Genomic DNA, 17,536 nt, shown 5'->3' on the forward strand with positions numbered 1-17,536 from the left:
GGTGTACTCCGTGGAAATAGAGCCGTCGGCCGGGACATGAACCGCGATTCCTGGCACCTGCGCGCCGGCGCGGTGATCGCGGCGTGGCTCGCCGCGCTGGTCGCCGTCGCCCTGGCCCACCCGTTCGTGCCGGCGCCGCGCTGGCTGCTGGTCCACCTCCTGGTGCTGGGTGCCGCGAGCAACGCCATCCTGCTGTGGAGCTGGCACTTCGCCGGCGCGCTGCTGCGCCTGGAGGACGAGGCGACCCGGCGCGGACAGGCCCAGCGGATCATCCTGTTCAACGCCGGCGCGCTGGCGGTCGTCGCCGGTGTGCTCACCGCCGGCTGGGGCACGGTCGTGGCCGGTGGCGTCGCCGTCGCCGGCGCGGCGACGTGGCACGCGGTGGCCCTGCTGCGCGCGGTGCGGGCGGCGCTGCCGTCGCGGTTCGGCGTGACCATCCGGTACTACGTGGCCGCCGGTGCTCTCCTGCCGGTGGGCGTGGCGTTCGGCGTCGTGATAGCTCGCGGCACGCTCGGCGACGTCGCACACGGCCGGGTCGTCGTCGCCCACGAGGTGCTGAACCTGCTCGGCTGGATCGGGCTCACGGTGCTCGGCACGCTGGTCACGCTGTGGCCGACCATGCTGCGCACCCGGATCGCGCCCGGGGTCGAGGAGCGGGCAGCCCGCATGCTGCCGGTCCTGGTCGGGGGCCTGATCCTCGCCGCCGGCGGCGCGCTGCTGGGCAGCCGGCCGGCCGCGGCCGCCGGGGTGCTGGTCTACCTGGGCGGCCTGGTGGGCACGGCGGCCCCGCACCGGGCGGAGGTCCGTCGCAAGGTCCCCGCCGACTTCGCCACCCTGTCGGTCCTGGCCGGGATGATCTGGCTGGCCGGGTCGCTGGTCGCGCTGGCCGTGGCCGTCGGCTTCGCCGGCGACTGGGTGGCTGCCGCCGACCGGGCCGCCCGGCTGACGGCGCCGCTGCTGGCCGGCTTCGCCGCGCAGGTCCTGCTCGGGGCCCTGACCTATCTGGTGCCGATGGTGCTCGGTCGTGGTCCGGCGGCGACGCGGGCGGCCGTCGCCGTCCTGGACCGGGGCTCGCCGGCCCGGATCGTGATGGTCAACGGGGCGCTGCTGCTGGCGGTGCTGCCGGTACCCGGTGCGGTCCGGGTCCTGGCGTCGGCCGTGGTCCTCGTCGGGCTGGCCGGCTTCCTGCCCCTGGCCGGCCGGGCCGTCGTCCTCGCGCGGCGGATCCCGACCGGCCCGCCGGGTCGGCCCGGCCCGCCGCCGGCCCGCTCGGGGCAGCGCCGGGCGGGCCTGGCCGCCGCCGGCCTGGCCGTCGTGCTCGTCACCGCGGCCGCCGGGGTCGCCGTCGATCCGGCCGCCGTCGGGATACCGGGGAAGGACGCGGCCGCCGGCGTCGAGGCGACCGGCCGGACGACGATCGCGCAGGTGGAGATGCACGGCATGCGCTTCGCGCCGGCCAGCCTGTCGGTCCCGGCGGGGAACCGGCTGGTGATCGAGCTGACCAACCACGGTGACCAACCCCACGACCTGGTGCTGGAGAACGGTGCGCGCACCCCGCGGCTGGCGCCCGGCGCGAGCACGGAGCTGGATGCCGGGGTGGTCGGTGGCGACCTGGACGGGTGGTGCTCGGTCGCCGGGCACCGGCAGATGGGCATGGTGCTCGTCGTCCGTGCCACCGGCGGGGACCAGCCGCCGGTGCGTGCCTCGCCCGGCGCGGAGGAGCGTTCCGCGGCGGACGACCTCGACCTGGAGGCTGCCCCGTCGCCGGGGTTCGTGCCCCACGACGCGGTCCTGCCGCCGGTTCCGGAGGGGACCACCCACCGGATCACGCTGGAGGTCACCGAGGAGGAGCGGGAGGTCGCCCCCGGGGTGACCCAGACCCGGTGGCTGTTCGGGGGGAGCGCGCCCGGCCCGACGTTGCACGGGAGGGTCGGGGACGTCTTCGAGATCACCCTGGTCAACTCGGGCACCATGGGGCACTCGATCGACTTCCACGCCGGGGAGCTCGCCCCCGAGGGGCCGATGCGCACGATCGGACCCCGGGAGTCGCTGACCTACCGGTTCACCGCCACGCACAGCGGGATCTGGCTGTACCACTGCTCGACCATGCCGATGTCGCTGCACGTCGCCAACGGCATGTTCGGGGCCGTGGTCATCGACCCACCCGACCTGCCTCCGGTCGACCGGGAGTACGTGCTGGTGCAGTCCGAGCTGTACCTGGGGCCCGACGCCGGAACCGCCGACGCCGACCGCGTTCGCACCGCCGGGCCGCCCGACCTGGTCGTGTTCAACGGCTACGCCGACCAGTACGACGCCGCGCCGCTGCCCGCCCGGGTCGGCGAGCGGGTCCGGATCTGGGTCCTCGACGCCGGGCCCAACCGGAGCACCGCCTTCCACGTCGTCGGCGGGCAGTTCGACACCGTCTACCGGGAAGGCGCCTACGACCTGCGCCCGGACGGCGGGAACACCGGCGGCAGCCAGGCGCTGGGCCTGATGCCGGCCCAGGGCGGGTTCGTCGAGCTCGCCTTTCCCGAGCCCGGGTCCTATCCCTTCGTCAGCCACCTGCTGGCCGACGCCGAGCGGGGCGGCCACGGCCTGGTCCGGGTCGGCCCGTGAGGCCCGGCCCGCGGGTCAGCTGACGTAGCGGCGGGCGGTGGAGCTGCGCTGCGCCTGCTCGAGGGCGGCGAACCGGGCCTCGGCGTGCGGCGGGAGGACGCGCCGCTCGCGCAGCACCCAGGGCAGACCGCGGACCGCCTGCAGCAGACCGCGGGCGGTCACCCGGTCGCGCGGCACCGTGCGCAGCAGGTGCAGGGTGCGGCGCAGCGCCGGGCGGAACGGCCGGCGCAGCCACGTCGTCCAGAGGGTGTTCCGGATGCCGTCGGCCCGCCGGCGGTGCGGGTCGCGGGCGGTGCTGGCCTGGTGGTGCACGGTCAGCTGCGGGAGGTAGCACAGCTCCCAGCCGCGGGCGGCCAGGTCGCCGGCCATCAGCTCCTCCTCACCGCCCAGCCACAGCCGCTCGGAGAACCCGCCGGCCTCGGTGAACGCCTCCCGGCGCAGCACGCTGGCGCCGGCCAGGAAGCTGCCCAGCGCCGGGCCGGGCAGCCAGCCGGCGCCGACGACGGGGGAGTCGCGCAGCTCGGCGACGATCGGATCCTCGGTGCCCCCGGGCTCGACCAGGATCCGGGCGGTGGCCACGGCCAGCCGCGGATGGGCGTCGAACACGTCGGCGGCCGTCCGCAACGAGCCCGGCTCCCACCAGGTGTCGTCGTCGCAGAACGCCACGTACGGGGTGTCGAGCCGGGCGACGCCGACATTGCGTCCGACCGCCCCCAGGTTCTCCGGGCTGGCGATCAGCTCGACCCAGGGATGCCGGGTGCGGACGGCGTCGGCGGTGCCGTCGGTGGAGCCGTTGTCGACCACGACGACGCGCGGCTGCTCGGGGAGCGACCGCAGCCGGGACAGCGCGAGCAGGAGCTCGTCCCGTCGCTGGTGGGTGATGACGACGACGGCGACCCGCGGGTCGGGGCCGACGCCGACCGGAACCGGTTCGGCCAGCTCGCCCGTCACCGGGCCTCCCCGCCGGCCCCCGAGGCCAGCTCCCGGACCCCGCGCATCACCTCGGCCGGCAGCACCCGCCGCCGGCGCAGCGCGGCGGGCACCCGGGGGAGGGCGCCGGCCAGCCCCCGCAGACCGGGCCGACCGGCCCGCAGCACCCGCAGCAGCTGGCCGGCGACGTCCGGTGCCGGGTAACGCAGTACGGCGGTGAGCAGCCGGCTGCGCCAGATGCCGGCCTGGCGGTCGGCCGCGGCCTCCCGGCGCGGGGAGGGGTGGTGGTGCACGGTGACCTCGTCGACGTAGGCCAGCCCCCAGCCGGCCGCGGCCAGATCGAGGGCCACCCGCTCCTCCTCGCCGGGGAAGCGGACCACCGGGTCGAAGCCGCCCACGGCGGTGAAGGCCTCGGTGCGCACGAGCGCCGCGCACGCGACGAACCCCAGCAGCGCGGGGCCGGGCAGGTCGGGTCCGGTGCGCAGCGGGCTCGCGGCCATCTCGGTGCACACCGGGTCGAGCCTCTCCTCCGGGCCGACCAGGATGCGGGCGGAGAGCAGCCCGAGCCGGGGGTGGGCCCGCATGATCTCCACTGCCCGGGCGAGATCGCCGGGAGCCCACCACGAGTCGTCGTCGGTGAAGGCGACGAACGGGGTGTTGGCCCGGGCGGCGCCCAGCGTGCGGGCGAGCGCACCGGCGTTGCGCTCGAGGGCGAGCACGGTGACCTCGGGGTGGGCGGCCCGGACGGCGGCCACGGTGCCGTCGGTGGAGGCGTTGTCGACCAGGACCACCGGTGCCTCGTGGCGGGGGAGGCTGGCGAGCAGATCGGCGCGGCGGTTGCGGCTGGCCACCACGCAGGTCACCGCGGATCGCGGGGCGTCGAGGTCGTTGATCACGGAGGCTTCCTGCCCGGTGGAGGTCGGGCTCAACCGGCCCGGGCGCCGCGGCCTGCGCCGTCCGACCCGGCGCGGGAAGGGCCCGGCGCACCGGCCGGGACGACGGCCTGCAGGGCGCCCGGGTCGGCGAACAGCCCGGCGGCCGGGCCGGTGCCGGCGATGGCGTCGACGGCCAGCACGACGGCCGCCGCCGTCCAGGTGGTGCGTTCCACCGGCCACCGGGCGTCGTCGGCGTACACCAGCCCGGTCCAGTAGGACCCGTCGTCCGCCCGCAGGTGCTGCATGGCCGCCAGTTGCTCGATCGCGTCGTCCCGCCGGCCCACGGCGGCGAGGGCCAGGGCCAGCTCGCACGTCTCCGCGCCGGTGACCCACGGCCGGTCGGCCACGCAGCGCACGCCCAGGCCCGGGACGACGAAGGTGTCCCAGCCGGCCGCGAGCCGGTCCTCGGCGGCCGCGCCGCGCACCGCGCCGGTCAGCACCGGGTAGTACCAGTCCATCGAATAGCGGGACCGGTCGGCGAAAGCGCCGGGGCGGGTGCGCAGGGCGGTCTGCAGGTGCTCGGTGGCCAGCTCCCAGTCGGGTTGCGGGTCGTCGCACAGCGCGGCCAGGGCGGTGCCGCACCGCAGCGCCTGGAAGAGGCTCGCGTTGCCGGTGAGCAGCGCCGTCCCGTCGGGTGCGCCGTCGGGGCGCAGCGCCCAGGAGATCGCGCCGGAGGGCAGCTGCATGCCGGTCACCAGGTCCAGCGCACGGCGGACCGCCGGCCACAGCCGGACGACGGCCGTCTCGTCGCCGGTGCTCAGCCAGTGGTGCCACACCCCGACGGCGAGGTACCCGGCGTGGTTGCTCTCCGCGGCCGGCGCGCTGACCCGGCCGTCGCGGTACTCCGCCGCCCAGGACCCGTCGGGCCGCTGGTGCTCGGCCAGCCAGTCGTAGGCCGCCGCGGCCCGGGCGTGCGCACCGCCCACGTCGAGCGCCATGGCCGCCTCCACCGAGTCCCAGGCATCCAGCTGGGCGGTGCGCGACCACGGCAGCGCCCCGTCGGGGAGCTGCTCGGCGGCGATCGCCGCAACGGTGTCCTGCAGCTGCGCTGCGCTCAGCACCCCCGGCAGGCCGGGCAGGTCAGCCACCCGCCGGGCCGGCGGTCGCGCGCGGCTTGTCGGCGTAGACCACGAAGCTCTTGCCCAGCACCGGGTCGAGGAGCCGCTCGGCGGTGCGGGTCGGCCACGGGCGCCGGACGAGATCCCAGACCAGCAGCCGGTGGTAGGCCCGGGTCAGTGCGGTGTCCCGGTCGACCCCCACCGCGCACTTGAGCCACCAGTAGGGCGCGTGCAGGGCGTGCGCGTGGTGGGTGTCGGTGGGCCGCAGCCCGGCCGCGACGAGCCGCTCCCAGAGCTGGTCGCCGCGGTAGATGCGCAGGTGGCCGCCGTCGTTGGCGTGGTAGGCGTCCGACAGCGCCCAGCAGATCCGCTCCGGCCCGTACCGGGGCACGGTCACCGCGACCCGGCCGCCGGGCCGGAGGACCCGGGCGATCTCGGCGATCGCCGTCCGGTCGTCGGCGATGTGCTCGAGCACCTCGGAGGCGATCACCCGGTCGATGCTGGCGTCGGGCACCGGCAGCGCCCGCAGATCGGCGCGGGCCACCCCGGCCGAGGCCCCGGCCGGTGCCTCGCCGGCGGCGGTGATCGCCCGCTGCCAGGTGAGCGTGGTGGACACCTCGATGGGCCCCCGGTCGACGGCCAGCACGGTGGCGCCCCGCCGCTGGGCCTCGAAGGCGTGCCGGCCCTCGCCGCAGCCCAGGTCCAGCACCCGCATGCCCGGCCGGACGTCGAGCAGGTCGTAGTCGACGGTCAGCACGGGGACGCCGCCCGGTCGAGCACCTCGGCGTACCACTCCGCGGTGCGCTCGGCGGTGTGCCGCCAGGTGTAGTTCGCCAGCACCCGGGCGCGGCCGGCCCGCCCGAGCTGCTCCTGCAGCGACGGGTGGTCGAGCACCAGCTGCAGGGCGCCGGCGAGCTGGCCGACGTCCCCCGCCCGGACCTGGACGGCGGCGTGCGAGCCCACCACCTCCGGCAGCGCACCGGCGTCGGTGGTCACCAGCGGGGTGGCGCAGGCCATCGCCTCGACGGCGGGCAGCGAGAAGCCCTCGTACAGCGACGGGATCGCGACGACGGTCGCGGTCTGCAGCAGTGCGACCAGTTCCGCCTGCGGCACCGGGCCGGTGAACCGGACGGTTCCGGCCAGCCCCAGGCGGTCCAGTGCGGTGGCCGCCGGGCCGCCGGGCCGGGCGGTGCCCACCACGGTCAGCCGCACGTCCCGTTCGGTGCGGAGCTTGGCGACGGCCTCGAGCAGGTGCACCAGGCCCTTGAGCGGGACGTCGGCGCTGGTGGTGACCACGATGCTGGCCGGTTCCCGGCCCGCCCGCTCCTCCGGTGGCCGGAAGGCCTCCGGGTCGATGCCGACCGGGATGACCTCCACCCGGTCGGCCGGCACCCCCATGTGCTCGGCGATGTCCCGCCGGGAGCTCTCCGAGACGGTGGTGAGCCCGTCCAGGCGGGGCGCGACCCGGGACTGCATGGCGGTGAAGGCGTACCAGCGGCGCAGGGTCAGCCGGCGGCGCAGCCGCGCGGCGGCGGCCAGCTCCAGGTCGCGGTCGATGGCCACCGGGTGGTGCACCGTGGCCACGGTGGGGAACCCCTGCCGGCGCAGTTGCAGGAGCCCGTACCCGAGGGACTGGTTGTCGTGCACGAGGTCGAACTCGTCCCGGCGCCGGCCGAGCAGCCGGGCGGCGCGCAGGCTGAAGGTCAGCGGCTCGGGGAACCCGGCGGTGCACATGGTCGCCCACTCGGCGACGTCCAGCAGGTCGCGGAACTCGTGCGGCCGCGGCATCCGGAAGGGGTCGGGGTCGCGGTAGAGGTCCAGGCTGGGCACCTCGGTCAGCGGTACGCCGGGGTCGAGCTCGGGGTAGGGCTGGCCGCTGAGCACCTCCACCCGGTGGCCGAGCTCGCGGAGCTCCCGGGACAGCGCACGGACGTAGACGCCCTGGCCGCCGCTGTGCGGCTTGCTCCGGTAGGACAGCAGTGCGACCCGCAACGACCGTCCCATGCGCCGGACTCTAACGGCGGCGCTCCGCGGGGCCGGCCGGAGACCGGAGGCGCTGGCGCACCCCCTGCCGGCGCCCGCCGCGGGCCTGGCAGGGTGCGGGCATGCTGCGACACGTCGTGCTCTTCACCTGGACCGAGGACACCACCGCCGAGCGCCGGGCCGAGATCGTCGCCGCCCTCCGGCGGCTGCCCGAGCAGGTCGGTGGGATGACCGCCTTCGCCGTCGGCGACGACGCCGGCCTGGTCGAGGGCAACGCGCACACCGCGCTGGTCGCCGACTTCCCCGACGCGGAGGCGTTCGGCCGGTACCGCGCCGACCCGCAGCACCTCGCGGTGATCGCCGAGTACGTCACCCCCTCGCTGGCGGGCCGGTCGGCCGCGCAGTACGAGGCCTGAGCCCGGCTTCCCGCGCCGGCCAGCACCGGCCAGCACGGTCAGGGCCGGCGGCGCCCTCCACCGTCCACAGGCGGGCGGTCGGTCAACAACCGCACCGGACGGGCTCCGCACCTGCACCGGCGACACCAGGGTCGCGGCATGCCCGTTCCCCCTTCGCCCGCCCCCGTCCGTCTCGGCGCGCTCGGCGACCTGGTCGCCGCGCTGCCGCACCTGATCGGCTTCCGCCCGGAGGAGTCGCTGCTGGCGGTGAGCCTGCGCGGCCGCGACCGGAGCAGGGTGGGCCTCACCGCCCGGGTCGACCTTCCGCCGGCCGGGGCCGAGGACACGGTGCTCGGCATGTTCGTGCGGTCGGTGCTCACCGACCACCCCCGCCAGGTGGTGCTCGCGGTCGTCTCCGAGCACGCCGACCGGCTCGCTCGCCCGGTGCGCGCCCGGCTGCCCGACGGGGCGCCGGTGGCCGAGCTGCCGCACCGCGACCTGGTGGCCGGCGCCGTCCGGCGGTTCGGCGAGGCCGGGGTGCCGGTGCGCGACGTCGTCCTGGTGCGCCGGGGGCGGTGGTGGTCCTACGACTGCACCGAGGGCTGCTGCGCACCGGGCGCCGGAACGGCCGTGCCGGGGGGCACCAGTGCCCTCGCCGTCGCGTCCGCGCTCACCGGCCAGGTGGTCGAGGACGGCCGGGACGCGCTGGCCCGCCGGATCTCCCCGGTCGGCTTCCTGGCCGCGGCCGGCATGGCACAGGCCTGCGCTGACGTCGGCCGCGAGGTCGCCGACCGGACCGGCGTGCTGGGCCCGGACGTCGTCGCGGAGGAGTCCTGGGCCGCCATCCGGGCCGCCGTCGACCGGGTGTCACCAGGATCCGTCGGCACGCTCCCCGACCGTGACGTCGCCCGCGTCGCCTGGGGCCTGCGCGACCTCGAGGTCCGCGATCTGGCGATGGGGCTCGCGCTGGGTGCCTCGGCGGCGGGTGCGGAGGTGCTCTGGACCGAGGTGACCCGCCGCGTCCCGCCGCCGCTGGACGCGGCACCGGCGACGCTGCTGGCGGTCACCGCCTGGGTCCGCGGCGACGGCGCGATGGCCAACGTCGCCCTGGACCGGGCGCTGGACAGCGAGCCGGGGTACTCCCTCGCCCTGCTGCTGCGCAGCGCGCTGGATGCCTGCTTCCGGCCGGCCGAGGTGCGCCGGCTGATCCGCAGCTGCCTCAGCGACCTCCCCGACCGGGACGACCCGGTCGGCGTGGGCGACCTGTTCGGGGCCGGCGGCCGGGACGCGCCCGGGTGACCGGCCCGGTGGGCGGCGGACGCTCACAACAGCTCCGGACGCCGCCATTCCTGGCCGAGCACGTGCTCGGCCAGGAAGGCCAGCACCGTCTCGTACCAGACGATCGCGTTCCCCGGCGTGAGCACCCAGTGGTTCTCGTCGGGGAAGTACAGGAACTTCGAGGGCACGCCGCGCTTCTGCAGGTCGTACCAGAGCCGCAGGCCCTCACCGACCGGCACCCGGTAGTCCTTGTCGCCGTGGATGACCAGCATCGGCGTGCGGATCGCGTCGGCGTAGCGGTGCGGGGAGTTCTGGTCGTAGCGGCGGGGCTCAGCCAGCGGGTCGCCGAGCTCCTTCTCCCAGTACCAGGCCGAGTCGGTCGTACCGCTGAAGCTGTCCAGGTGCCAGAGGCCGGCGTGGGTGACGATCGCGGCGAACCGGTCGGTCTGGGTGGCGATCCAGTTGGCCATGTAGCCCCCGAACGAGCCACCCATCGCCGCGGTGCGCGTGGGGTCGATCTCCGGCAGCGCCTCGGCGGCGTCCACCGCGGCCATCAGGTCCGTGTACGGGGCGCCGCCCCACTCGCCCCAGCCGCGGCGGACGAAGTCCTGCCCGAAGCCCTGCGAGAGGGCCGGGTTGGGCAGCAGGACGGCGTACCCCCGCGCGGCGAGCACCCACGGCGTCCAGCGCCACGACCACGAGTTCCAGCTCATCAGGGGCCCACCGTGCACCCACAGCACCAGCGGCGCGGGCGAGTCCGGGCCGGCGCCCTCGGGCAGCACCAGCCACGACTGCACCCGGGTGCCGTCCGCAGTGGTCGCCTGCAGTTCCCGCAGCATCCCCGGCAGCGGACCGACGGCGCCGGGGGAGGGAAGCTCGACCGGCTGCTGGTCGGCCGCCCCGGGGTCCAGTCGCACCGGCGCCGGCGGGGAGTCGTAGGCCGACCGCAGGGCGTACAGCGCGCTGCCGTCCCGGGCGACCTGCAGGTCGCTGTACGCGCCGTCGCGGGTCATCCGCACCGGTGCGCCGCCGTCGAGCGACACCCGGAACAGGGCGTGCCGGCCGTCGTCGTCGGCGAGGAAGTAGACCCCGGTGCCGGCGGCGTCGAACTGCGGGGCCGACGGCCACCGGTCGAAGTCGGGGGTCAGCTCGCGGGTGTCCCCGGACTCCGGGTCGACCAGCAGCAGGGTGTGGTCCGGCGGCTCGCTGTAGCTGGACGCCGACTCGCGGGTGCACACGATCCACCGGCCGTCGGGGGAGAAGGCCGGCCCGCCCAGGTCGGCCAGCGGTTCGTCGACGAGCACCCGGGTCACCCCGGTGGCGACCGCGGTGACCACCAGGCGGGTGCGCCGCCCGGCCGGGCCGTCGGGCACCTCCTCGGCGCGCGCGACCAGCCGACCATCGGGGGAGACCACCAGGTCGTCCCCGGCGCCGGTGGGCGGGCCGGCGTCCGGGGTGAGGTCGCGCCACCCGGGGGCCTCCGGGGCCGTCCCGGCCGGGGCCTCGGCCGGCAACCGGCCCAGCCAGAAGACGTGCGGCACGGCCGGTCCCAGGTCGTGGTCCCAGAAGCGGATCGGATAGCTCTCGTGCAGCAGCGCGGTCACGCCGGCGTCCTTGCGTCGCTCGCGCTGCTCCTCGTCGGCCCCGCCGTCCGCGGCGCCGGGCATGGTGCCGGCGACCACCACGACCTCGCCGGTATCGGCGGCGACCGCGACGCCGCTGATCCCCGCGGAGCGCTGTGCCACCAGGCGCGCCTCGCCGCCACCGGGCGCCAGGCTCCACAGGGCCGGCTTCGGGTCCGGGGCGTCCTTGCCGGCGTCGGGATCGGGCCGGGCGGAGGTGAAGAGCAGGTCGCCGCCGGCGGTGAAGACCGGGCCCGACTCGCCGGACCCGCCCCGGGTCAACCGCCGCGCCGGCCGCGCGCCCGCCGGGTCGAGCTCCCAGAGCGCCGGCTGCCACCTGGTGCCGTCCGGGCCCAGGGTGGCGACGGTGGTGACCAGCCGGCTGCCGTCGGGCGACAGGGCCAGCCCGGCCAGCCGGGGGAGCGCCACGAAGTCGGCGAGCCGGTGGAACGGCGTGGCCGGGGCGGGCTCACCCGCAGGGCCCTCCGGCGGTTCGGCGGGGGAGGGTGGGGAGGCTGCGGGGTCGCTCACCGGGATCTTCTCTCTGCGGGCCGGCCGGGTCGCGGGCCAGCCTAGTGAGCCGGGCGAACGACCCGGCCGGCGACGAGCCGCGGCCCCGACCGGGGCCGCGGCTCGTCGCGGGGCGCGGGACTGCTGGTGGTCAGACCGCCGCTGGGGAGACCTCGGCGGCCTCCACCGGAGTGAGCTCCTCGTCGACCGCGCTCACGAAGACGTGCTGCGCCACCCCGGGCTGCAGGGCCGCGCCGTCGACGAGGACCGTGCCGTTGGCCAGCGAGGCAGTCACCCGCTGGCCGGGCCGCACCCCCTGGTCGGCGAGCTCCCGCAGCAGCTCGGCGTCCTCCTGCAGTTGCTCGCTGATCCGCCGGACGACCACCTCGCGACCCTCCGGCGTGGCCGTGGTGGAGAGCAGGGTCAGCGCGTCCAGCACCGCGGCGGTGCCACCGCCCAGGGCGTCCAGCCCAGGGATGGGGTTGCCGAAGGGCGAGACGCTCGGGTTGCCCAACAGGGCGAGCAGCTTGCGCTCCACCGCCTCGCTCATGACGTGCTCCCAGCGGCAGGCCTCCTCGTGGACGTCGGCGTAGTCGAGCCCGATCACGTCGACGAGCAGGCACTCGGCCAGCCGGTGCTTGCGCATCACCGCCGTGGCGAGCTTCCGCCCCTCGTCCGACAGCTGGAGGTGCCGGTCGCCCTCCACGGTCAGCAGGCCGTCACGCTCCATCCGGGCCACGGTCTGGCTCACCGTCGGGCCGCTCTGGTGCAGTCGCTCGGCGATCCGCGCCCGGAGCGGGACGATGCCCTCCTCCTCGAGCTCGAAGATCGTCCGGAGGTACATCTCCGTGGTGTCGATGAGATCGTTCACGTCACTCCTCCGTCAGGTACCCCCGATCCTACGAGGCCGGGGGTAGCCGACCGTGCGGCTCGGCAGCGAGTTCACGGTGGCGCGGCGCACCCCGGGCACCGGTAGCGTCGCAAACGGCGACGGCGACCGACGGGCGCCTCCGCGAGCAGGACGGCGCCGGCTCGCGGCGCCGCGGGCGCAGGCGAGGAGGACGACGTGGTCGGGCGGGAGCGATGAGCGACTCGGTCGCGGTGATCTGGGACGACGCGCTGCTGGGGTACACGATGGGCGGCGACCACCCCATGCACCCGGTGCGGCTGGACCTCACCGTCCGGCTGGCCGACGCCCTGGGCGTGCTGGACCGGCCCCGGTTGCAGGTGCTCCGCCCCACGCCCGCCGACAAGGCCCTGCTGACCCTGATCCACGACCCGGCCTACCTCGACGCGGTCCGGCGGGCGCCGGCCGACCCCGACGGCGCGGGCCACGGCCTGGGCACCGCGGACAACCCCGTCTTCCCCGGCATGTACGACGCCGCCGCGCTGATCACCGGCGGCAGCGTGCTGGCCGCGCAGCAGGTGCACGAGGGAAAGGCGCAGCACGCGATCAACATCGCCGGCGGCCTGCACCACGCGATGCGCGCGTCGGCGTCGGGATTCTGCGTCTTCAACGACGCCGCGGTGGCCATCGCCTGGCTGCTCCGCCAGGGGTACGAGCGGATCGCCTACGTCGACCTGGACGTGCACCACGGTGACGGTGTCCAGGCCGCGTTCTACGACGATCCGCGTGTCCTCACGGTCAGCATCCACCAGACGCCGCTCACGCTCTTCCCGGGCACCGGCTACCCGGAGGAGACCGGCGACCCGGACAGGGCCCTGGGCAGCGCCGTCAATCTGGCCCTGCCCAACGGCACCGACGACTCCGGCTGGCTGCGCGCCTTCACCGCCGTCGTCCCCAGCGTGGTCCGGGCCTTCCAGCCGCAGATCCTGATCACCCAGTGCGGCTGCGACGCCCACCACGAGGACCCGCTGGCCGACCTGGGGCTCACCGTCGACGGGCAGCGGGCCTCCTACCGCGCGGTGCACGACCTGGCGCACGACGTGTGCGACGGGAAGTGGATCGCCCTGGGGGGCGGCGGGTACGGCCTCGTCCGGTGCGTCCCCCGGGCGTGGACCCACCTCATCGCCGAGGCCAGCGGTGACCGGCTGCGGCCGGACACCGAGATCCCGGCCGGTTGGCGGGACGACGTCCGCCGGCGTGGACTGCGCGCCCGGCCGCCGGAGACGATGACCGAGGGCGGGTACGTCGGGTTCGCCCGCTGGGACCCGTTCACCGAGAGCCGGGTGGACCGGGCGATCGCCCGGACCCGCACGGCCTCCTTCCCCTACTTCGGCCTCGACCCGGACGACCCCCGTGATTAAGGACCACCCAGCCCCCCGCCACTCGCAAGCTCGCGGCGGGCCCCTGCTGGGTGGCCGGGAGGACACGTGACCACGAGCGAAGAGTTGCCCGTGCCGGTGGCGCCGCCGCACTGGGAGGCCGACGTCGTCGCCGCCGACGGCGGCACGGTGCACCTGCGGCCGATCGCCCCCGACGACGCCGACGGCATCGTCGGGCTGATGGACCGCAGCTCCGACCAGACCCGCTACTACCGGTTCTTCGGCCCGATGCGGCGCCTGTCGGACAAGGACCTCACCCACTTCACCCACGTCGACCACGTCGACCGGGTCGCCTTCGTCGTGCTGCTGGGCGACGAGCTCATCGGCGTCGGCCGGTACGACCGCTACCCGGGCACCGACGATGCCGAGGTGGCCTTCCTCATCGAGGACGCCCACCAGCGCCGCGGCCTGGGGTCCGTGCTCCTGGAGCACCTGGCCGCGGCGGCCCGCGAGCGGGGCATCACCCGCTTCGTCGCCGAGGTGCTCAGCCAGAACAGCCAGATGGTCCGGGTCTTCATCGACGCCGGGTACTCCGCGAAGCGGTCCTACGCCGACGGGGTCGTCCACCTGACCTTCCCGATCGCCCCGACCGAGCAGTCCGTGGCGGTCACCTACGAACGCGAACAGCGCAGCGAGTCCCGCTCCATCGGCCGGCTGCTCACCCCCGGCTCGGTGGCGGTGGTGGGGGCCAGCAACGACGAGACGAAGGTCGGGCACGCGGTGCTGCGGCACCTGCTCGACTACGGCTTCGCCGGCCCGCTGTACCCGGTGAACCCCGCGGTGCGGCACGTCCGCGGGGTGCCGGCGCACGCCGACATCGAGGCCATCCCCGACGACGTCGACCTGGCGGTGCTCGCCGTTCCGGCCGACGAGGTCGCCGGCGTGGTGGAGGCCTGCCGGCGCAAGCGGGTCCGCGGCCTGGTGGTCATCACCGGCGGCTTCGGTGAGACCGGGCCGGCGGGCCGGGCCGCCGAGCGGGCGCTGGTCGACTCCGCCCGGGCGTCGGGCATGCGCGTGGTCGGCCCCAACTGCCTGGGCATCGTGAACACCGATCCCGCGGTGCGGCTCAACGCCAGCCTCGCGCCGCACGTCCCCGGCCGTGGCCGGGTCGGGTTCTTCGCCCAGTCCGGCGCGCTCGGCGTCGCCCTGCTGGAGCGGGCCCGGGCGCGCGGCATCGGGCTGTCCAGCTTCGTCTCCGCCGGCAACCGGGCCGACGTCAGCGGCAACGACCTGCTGCAGTACTGGGCCACCGACCCCGCCACCGAGGTGGTGCTGCTGCACCTGGAGAGCTTCGGCAACCCGCGGAAGTTCGCCCGGCTGGCCCGGCGGGTGGGGCGCACCAAGCCCGTCGTCGCGGTCAAGAGCGGCCGGCACGTGGGCATGACGGCGGGCCTGGCCGGCACCAGCGTCTCGGTGCCGGAGCAGTCGGTCGCCGCCCTGTTCGCTTCGGCCGGGGTGATCCGGGTCGAGACCCTGTCCCAGCTCTTCGACGTCGGGACGCTGCTGGCCCACCAGCCGCTCCCGGCCGGCAACCGGATCGCGATCGTCGGCAACTCCACCGCGATGGGCGTCCTGGTGGCCGACGCCGTCCTGGAGCAGGGGCTGGAGCTGGCCCACGACCGGCCGGTGGACATCGGCACCGCGGCCGGGCCGGAGGACTTCCGGGCCGCGCTGGAGGCTGCGCTCGCCGACGACGGCGTCGACGCGGTCGTCGCGGTCTTCCTGCCGCCACTGCTGCGCGGGTCCCAGGTGTTCGGCCGGGTGCTCCGCGAGGTGGCCGCCGGGGCGGAGAAGCCGGTGGCCGCCAACTTCCTCTCCACCGACGGCATCCCCGACGAGCTGGCCATCCGCGACGAGCACGACATGCCGGCCCGCGGATCGGTGCCGTCCTTCTCCACGCCCGAGCGCGCGGTCACCGCGCTGGCCAAGGTCGCCGAGTACGCCCGCTGGCGGCGCCGTCCCACCGGGGTCGTTCCCGATCTGGAGGGCATCGACGCGGCGGCCGCACGCGGGGTCGTCGCCCGGGTGGTGGCCGCCGCGCCGGCGGGCCGGTCGCTCACCGACGAGGAGACGATCGAGCTGCTCGGCGCCTACGGCGTGCCGATGCTCGGCACCCGCCGGGTCGTCGACGTCGACGCCGCGGTCGCGGCGGCCGAGGAGATCGGCTACCCGGTCGTGCTGAAGTCCACCGCGCCGTGGCTGCGCGACCGTCGCGACCTGGGCGGCATGCGCTTCGACCTGGCCGACGCCGAGGACGTGCGCGCCGCGTTCGCCGCGATCCCGGCCGGCGACCCGGTGATCGTGCAGGAGCAGGCCGCACCCGGGGTGGCCACGGTCGTGGAGATCGTCGACGACCCGTCCTTCGGCGCGCTGGTCAGCTTCGGCCTGGGCGGGGTGGCCACCGACCTGCTCGGTGACCGCGCGTACCGCACTCTGCCGCTGACCGATCTGGACGCCGCGGAACTGGTCCGCGAACCCCGCGCCTGGCCGATCCTGGACGGTTACCGCGGGAGCGCTCCCGCCGATTCCGCCGCCCTGGAGAACCTGCTGCTGCGGGTCGCCCAGCTCGGTGACGACCTGCCCGAGGTGCTGCGGCTGAGCCTCGAGCCGGTGATCGTCGGGCCCGCCGACGCCTGGCACGGTGGCCGGTCGCTCGTGGTGGCCGGCGCGTCGGTGCGGATCGGCCCGCCGACCGGCCGGCTCGCCCCCGGCCCGCGGCGGATGTTCCGGCCAGAGGGCAGCTGAGACGCGACAGGGCCGGTCACCTCGCAGAGGTGACCGGCCCTGTCGTTCCATGCTTTTACCCCAGGTAGTCCCGCAGAGCGTCGGCGCGCTCGGGGTCGCGCAGCTTGGACATCGTCTCGCGCTCGATCTGCCGCACGCGCTCGCGGGACAGACCGAAGCGCTTGCCGATCTGCTCCAGCGTGCGCGGCTGGTTGCCGTCGAGGCCGAACCGCATGATCACGACGTCCCGCTCGCGCTCCTCCAGCGTCTGCAGGACGTTGCGCACGTCGCCCTTCATCATCTGGAAGGCGACGGCGTCCTCGGCGACGGCGGCGTCGGCGTCCTCGATGAAGTCACCCAGCCGGGACTCCTCGTCGGCGCCCACGGTCTGGTCCAGGCTCACCAGGTCGCGGGAGTACTCGAGCAGCTCGGTGATCCGCTCCGGGGTCAGGTCGAGCTCCAGGCCCAGCTCCTCGGCGGTGGGCTCCCGCTCGAGCTCCTGGTGGATCCGGCGCCGGGTGCGGACGACCTTGTTCACCTGCTCGGCGAGGTGGACGGGCAGCCGGATGGTGCGGCCGGAGTCGGCCATCGCCCGGGTGATCGCCTGGCGGATCCACCACGTCGCGTAGGTCGAGAACTTGAAGCCCTTGGTGTAGTCGAACTTCTCCACGGCGCGGATCAGCCCGACGTTGCCCTCCTGGATGAGATCCAGGAACGTCATGCCGTGGCCGGTGTAGCGCTTGGCCACCGACACGACCAGCCGCAGGTTGGCCTCCAGCAGGTGGGCCTTGGCCGCCTTGCCGTCGGCGGCGAGGGTCTTGTAGTCGCGCTTGAGCGCGGGGGTCAGCTGCTTCTCGGCCAGCAGCCGGTCGGCGTACAGGCCGGCCTCGATCCGCTTGGCCAGCTCGACCTCCTGCTCGGCGGTCAGCAGCGCCGTCTTGCCGATGGTGTTGAGGTAGACGCGCACGAGGTCCGTCGACACCAGGCCGCTGGTGTCCGGAGCACGGCGGGGCGAGCGCACCTCGAGGGTGTCGGTGGGGGAGGTCTGCAGCAGCGTCACGATGTGTCTTCGTCCTTGCTCTGGGGTTCGGATGCGCCGCCCCGTCGATGGGCGCTGCATCCCGGCGTCTTGCGGTGCAGGGCGTCGAACCGGGATCGCCGGAGGGGCCCTGCCTGCCTGATGTCCGGTGTGGTACATC

Annotated in this window: 13 protein-coding genes; 5 read left to right on the forward strand and 8 right to left on the reverse strand. The window is 75.6% G+C overall.

From position 1 onward, the window contains the following. Nucleotides 1–36: 36 nt before the first annotated feature. Entirely contained in the window at nt 37–2,616 is a 2,580-nt protein-coding gene (locus tag ACYVG5_RS02900; protein ID WP_222046442.1) for a multicopper oxidase domain-containing protein, read from the forward strand. 15 nt (nt 2,617–2,631) lie between these two features. Here the strand turns inward: ACYVG5_RS02900 and ACYVG5_RS02905 are convergent, their stop codons facing one another. The 5 genes from ACYVG5_RS02905 to ACYVG5_RS02925 are packed head-to-tail and all read right to left on the reverse strand — an operon-like array spanning nt 2,632 to nt 7,543. After that, nucleotides 2,632–3,567 carry a glycosyltransferase family 2 protein gene (locus ACYVG5_RS02905; RefSeq protein WP_222046444.1) on the reverse strand — a complete coding sequence of 312 codons (936 nt, stop codon included), beginning with the start codon at nt 3,565–3,567 and terminating at the stop codon, nt 2,632–2,634. Beyond that, nucleotides 3,564–4,442 carry a glycosyltransferase family 2 protein gene (locus tag ACYVG5_RS02910; RefSeq protein WP_460682948.1) on the reverse strand — a complete coding sequence of 293 codons (879 nt, stop codon included), beginning with the start codon at nt 4,440–4,442 and terminating at the stop codon, nt 3,564–3,566. Before ACYVG5_RS02910 ends, ACYVG5_RS02905 begins: the two co-directional genes overlap by 4 nt. A 29-nt stretch (nt 4,443–4,471) precedes the next feature. Beyond that, on the reverse strand, nt 4,472–5,569 hold the full coding sequence (locus ACYVG5_RS02915; RefSeq protein ID WP_222046448.1) for a prenyltransferase: 1,098 nt from the start codon (nt 5,567–5,569) through the stop codon (nt 4,472–4,474). Continuing rightward, a complete protein-coding gene (locus ACYVG5_RS02920) occupies nt 5,562–6,296 on the reverse strand; it encodes a class I SAM-dependent methyltransferase (RefSeq protein ID WP_222046450.1) in 735 nt (244 codons plus the stop codon). The genes ACYVG5_RS02915 and ACYVG5_RS02920 overlap by 8 nt, the downstream gene beginning before the upstream one ends. Beyond that, complete coding sequence (locus ACYVG5_RS02925; protein ID WP_222046452.1) at nt 6,290–7,543, reverse strand: glycosyltransferase family 4 protein; 1,254 nt, start codon at nt 7,541–7,543, stop codon at nt 6,290–6,292. Before ACYVG5_RS02925 ends, ACYVG5_RS02920 begins: the two co-directional genes overlap by 7 nt. 101 nt (nt 7,544–7,644) lie before the next feature. Here ACYVG5_RS02925 and ACYVG5_RS02930 point away from each other — a divergent pair, with 101 nt between their 5' ends. Together ACYVG5_RS02930 and ACYVG5_RS02935 are read left to right on the forward strand one after the other, a co-directional pair. Further along, entirely contained in the window at nt 7,645–7,938 is a 294-nt protein-coding gene (locus ACYVG5_RS02930; RefSeq protein ID WP_222046453.1) for a Dabb family protein, read from the forward strand. Between the two features lie 138 nt (nt 7,939–8,076). Next, the gene (locus ACYVG5_RS02935) at nt 8,077–9,216 is read left to right on the forward strand and encodes a DUF4192 domain-containing protein (RefSeq protein WP_222046454.1); all 1,140 of its coding nucleotides are present in this window, start codon (nt 8,077–8,079) and stop codon (nt 9,214–9,216) included. A 23-nt stretch (nt 9,217–9,239) separates the two neighbouring features. On the opposite strand, the gene ACYVG5_RS02940 is transcribed toward ACYVG5_RS02935, so the two are convergent. Beyond that, nucleotides 9,240–11,348 (reverse strand): S9 family peptidase, encoded by a 2,109-nt coding sequence (locus tag ACYVG5_RS02940; protein ID WP_222046455.1) that lies wholly within the window; start codon nt 11,346–11,348, stop codon nt 9,240–9,242. A 130-nt stretch (nt 11,349–11,478) separates the two neighbouring features. Next, nucleotides 11,479–12,198: a metal-dependent transcriptional regulator gene (locus ACYVG5_RS02945; protein ID WP_222046456.1), complete on the reverse strand. Its 720-nt coding sequence runs from the start codon at nt 12,196–12,198 to the stop codon at nt 11,479–11,481. A gap of 212 nt (nt 12,199–12,410) precedes the next feature. Between ACYVG5_RS02945 and ACYVG5_RS02950 the strand changes: the two genes are divergently transcribed. Further along, nucleotides 12,411–13,595: an acetoin utilization protein AcuC gene (locus tag ACYVG5_RS02950; RefSeq protein ID WP_222046457.1), complete on the forward strand. Its 1,185-nt coding sequence runs from the start codon at nt 12,411–12,413 to the stop codon at nt 13,593–13,595. 66 nt (nt 13,596–13,661) lie between these two features. After that, a complete protein-coding gene (locus tag ACYVG5_RS02955) occupies nt 13,662–16,358 on the forward strand; it encodes a bifunctional GNAT family N-acetyltransferase/acetate--CoA ligase family protein (protein ID WP_222046458.1) in 2,697 nt (898 codons plus the stop codon). Between the two features lie 55 nt (nt 16,359–16,413). Here ACYVG5_RS02955 and sigB read toward each other — a convergent pair whose 3' ends face one another. After that, nucleotides 16,414–17,397, reverse strand: a complete 984-nt coding sequence (sigB, locus tag ACYVG5_RS02960) for an RNA polymerase sigma factor SigB (RefSeq protein WP_222046459.1) — start codon at nt 17,395–17,397, stop codon at nt 16,414–16,416. Nucleotides 17,398–17,536 lie beyond the last annotated feature (139 nt).

The organism is Modestobacter lapidis, assembly GCF_054780755.1.

What these genes read in the sequence shown, in the direction of transcription:
- ACYVG5_RS02900 (WP_222046442.1), top strand. Translation starts at nt 37, where the DNA reads ATGAACCGCGATTCCTGGCACCTGCGCGCCGGCGCGGTGATCGCGGCG.
- ACYVG5_RS02930 (WP_222046453.1), top strand. Translation starts at nt 7,645, where the DNA reads ATGCTGCGACACGTCGTGCTCTTCACCTGGACCGAGGACACCACCGCC.
- ACYVG5_RS02925 (WP_222046452.1), bottom strand. Translation starts at nt 7,543, where the DNA reads ATGGGACGGTCGTTGCGGGTCGCACTGCTGTCCTACCGGAGCAAGCCG.
- ACYVG5_RS02950 (WP_222046457.1), top strand. Translation starts at nt 12,411, where the DNA reads ATGAGCGACTCGGTCGCGGTGATCTGGGACGACGCGCTGCTGGGGTAC.
- ACYVG5_RS02935 (WP_222046454.1), top strand. Translation starts at nt 8,077, where the DNA reads ATGCCCGTTCCCCCTTCGCCCGCCCCCGTCCGTCTCGGCGCGCTCGGC.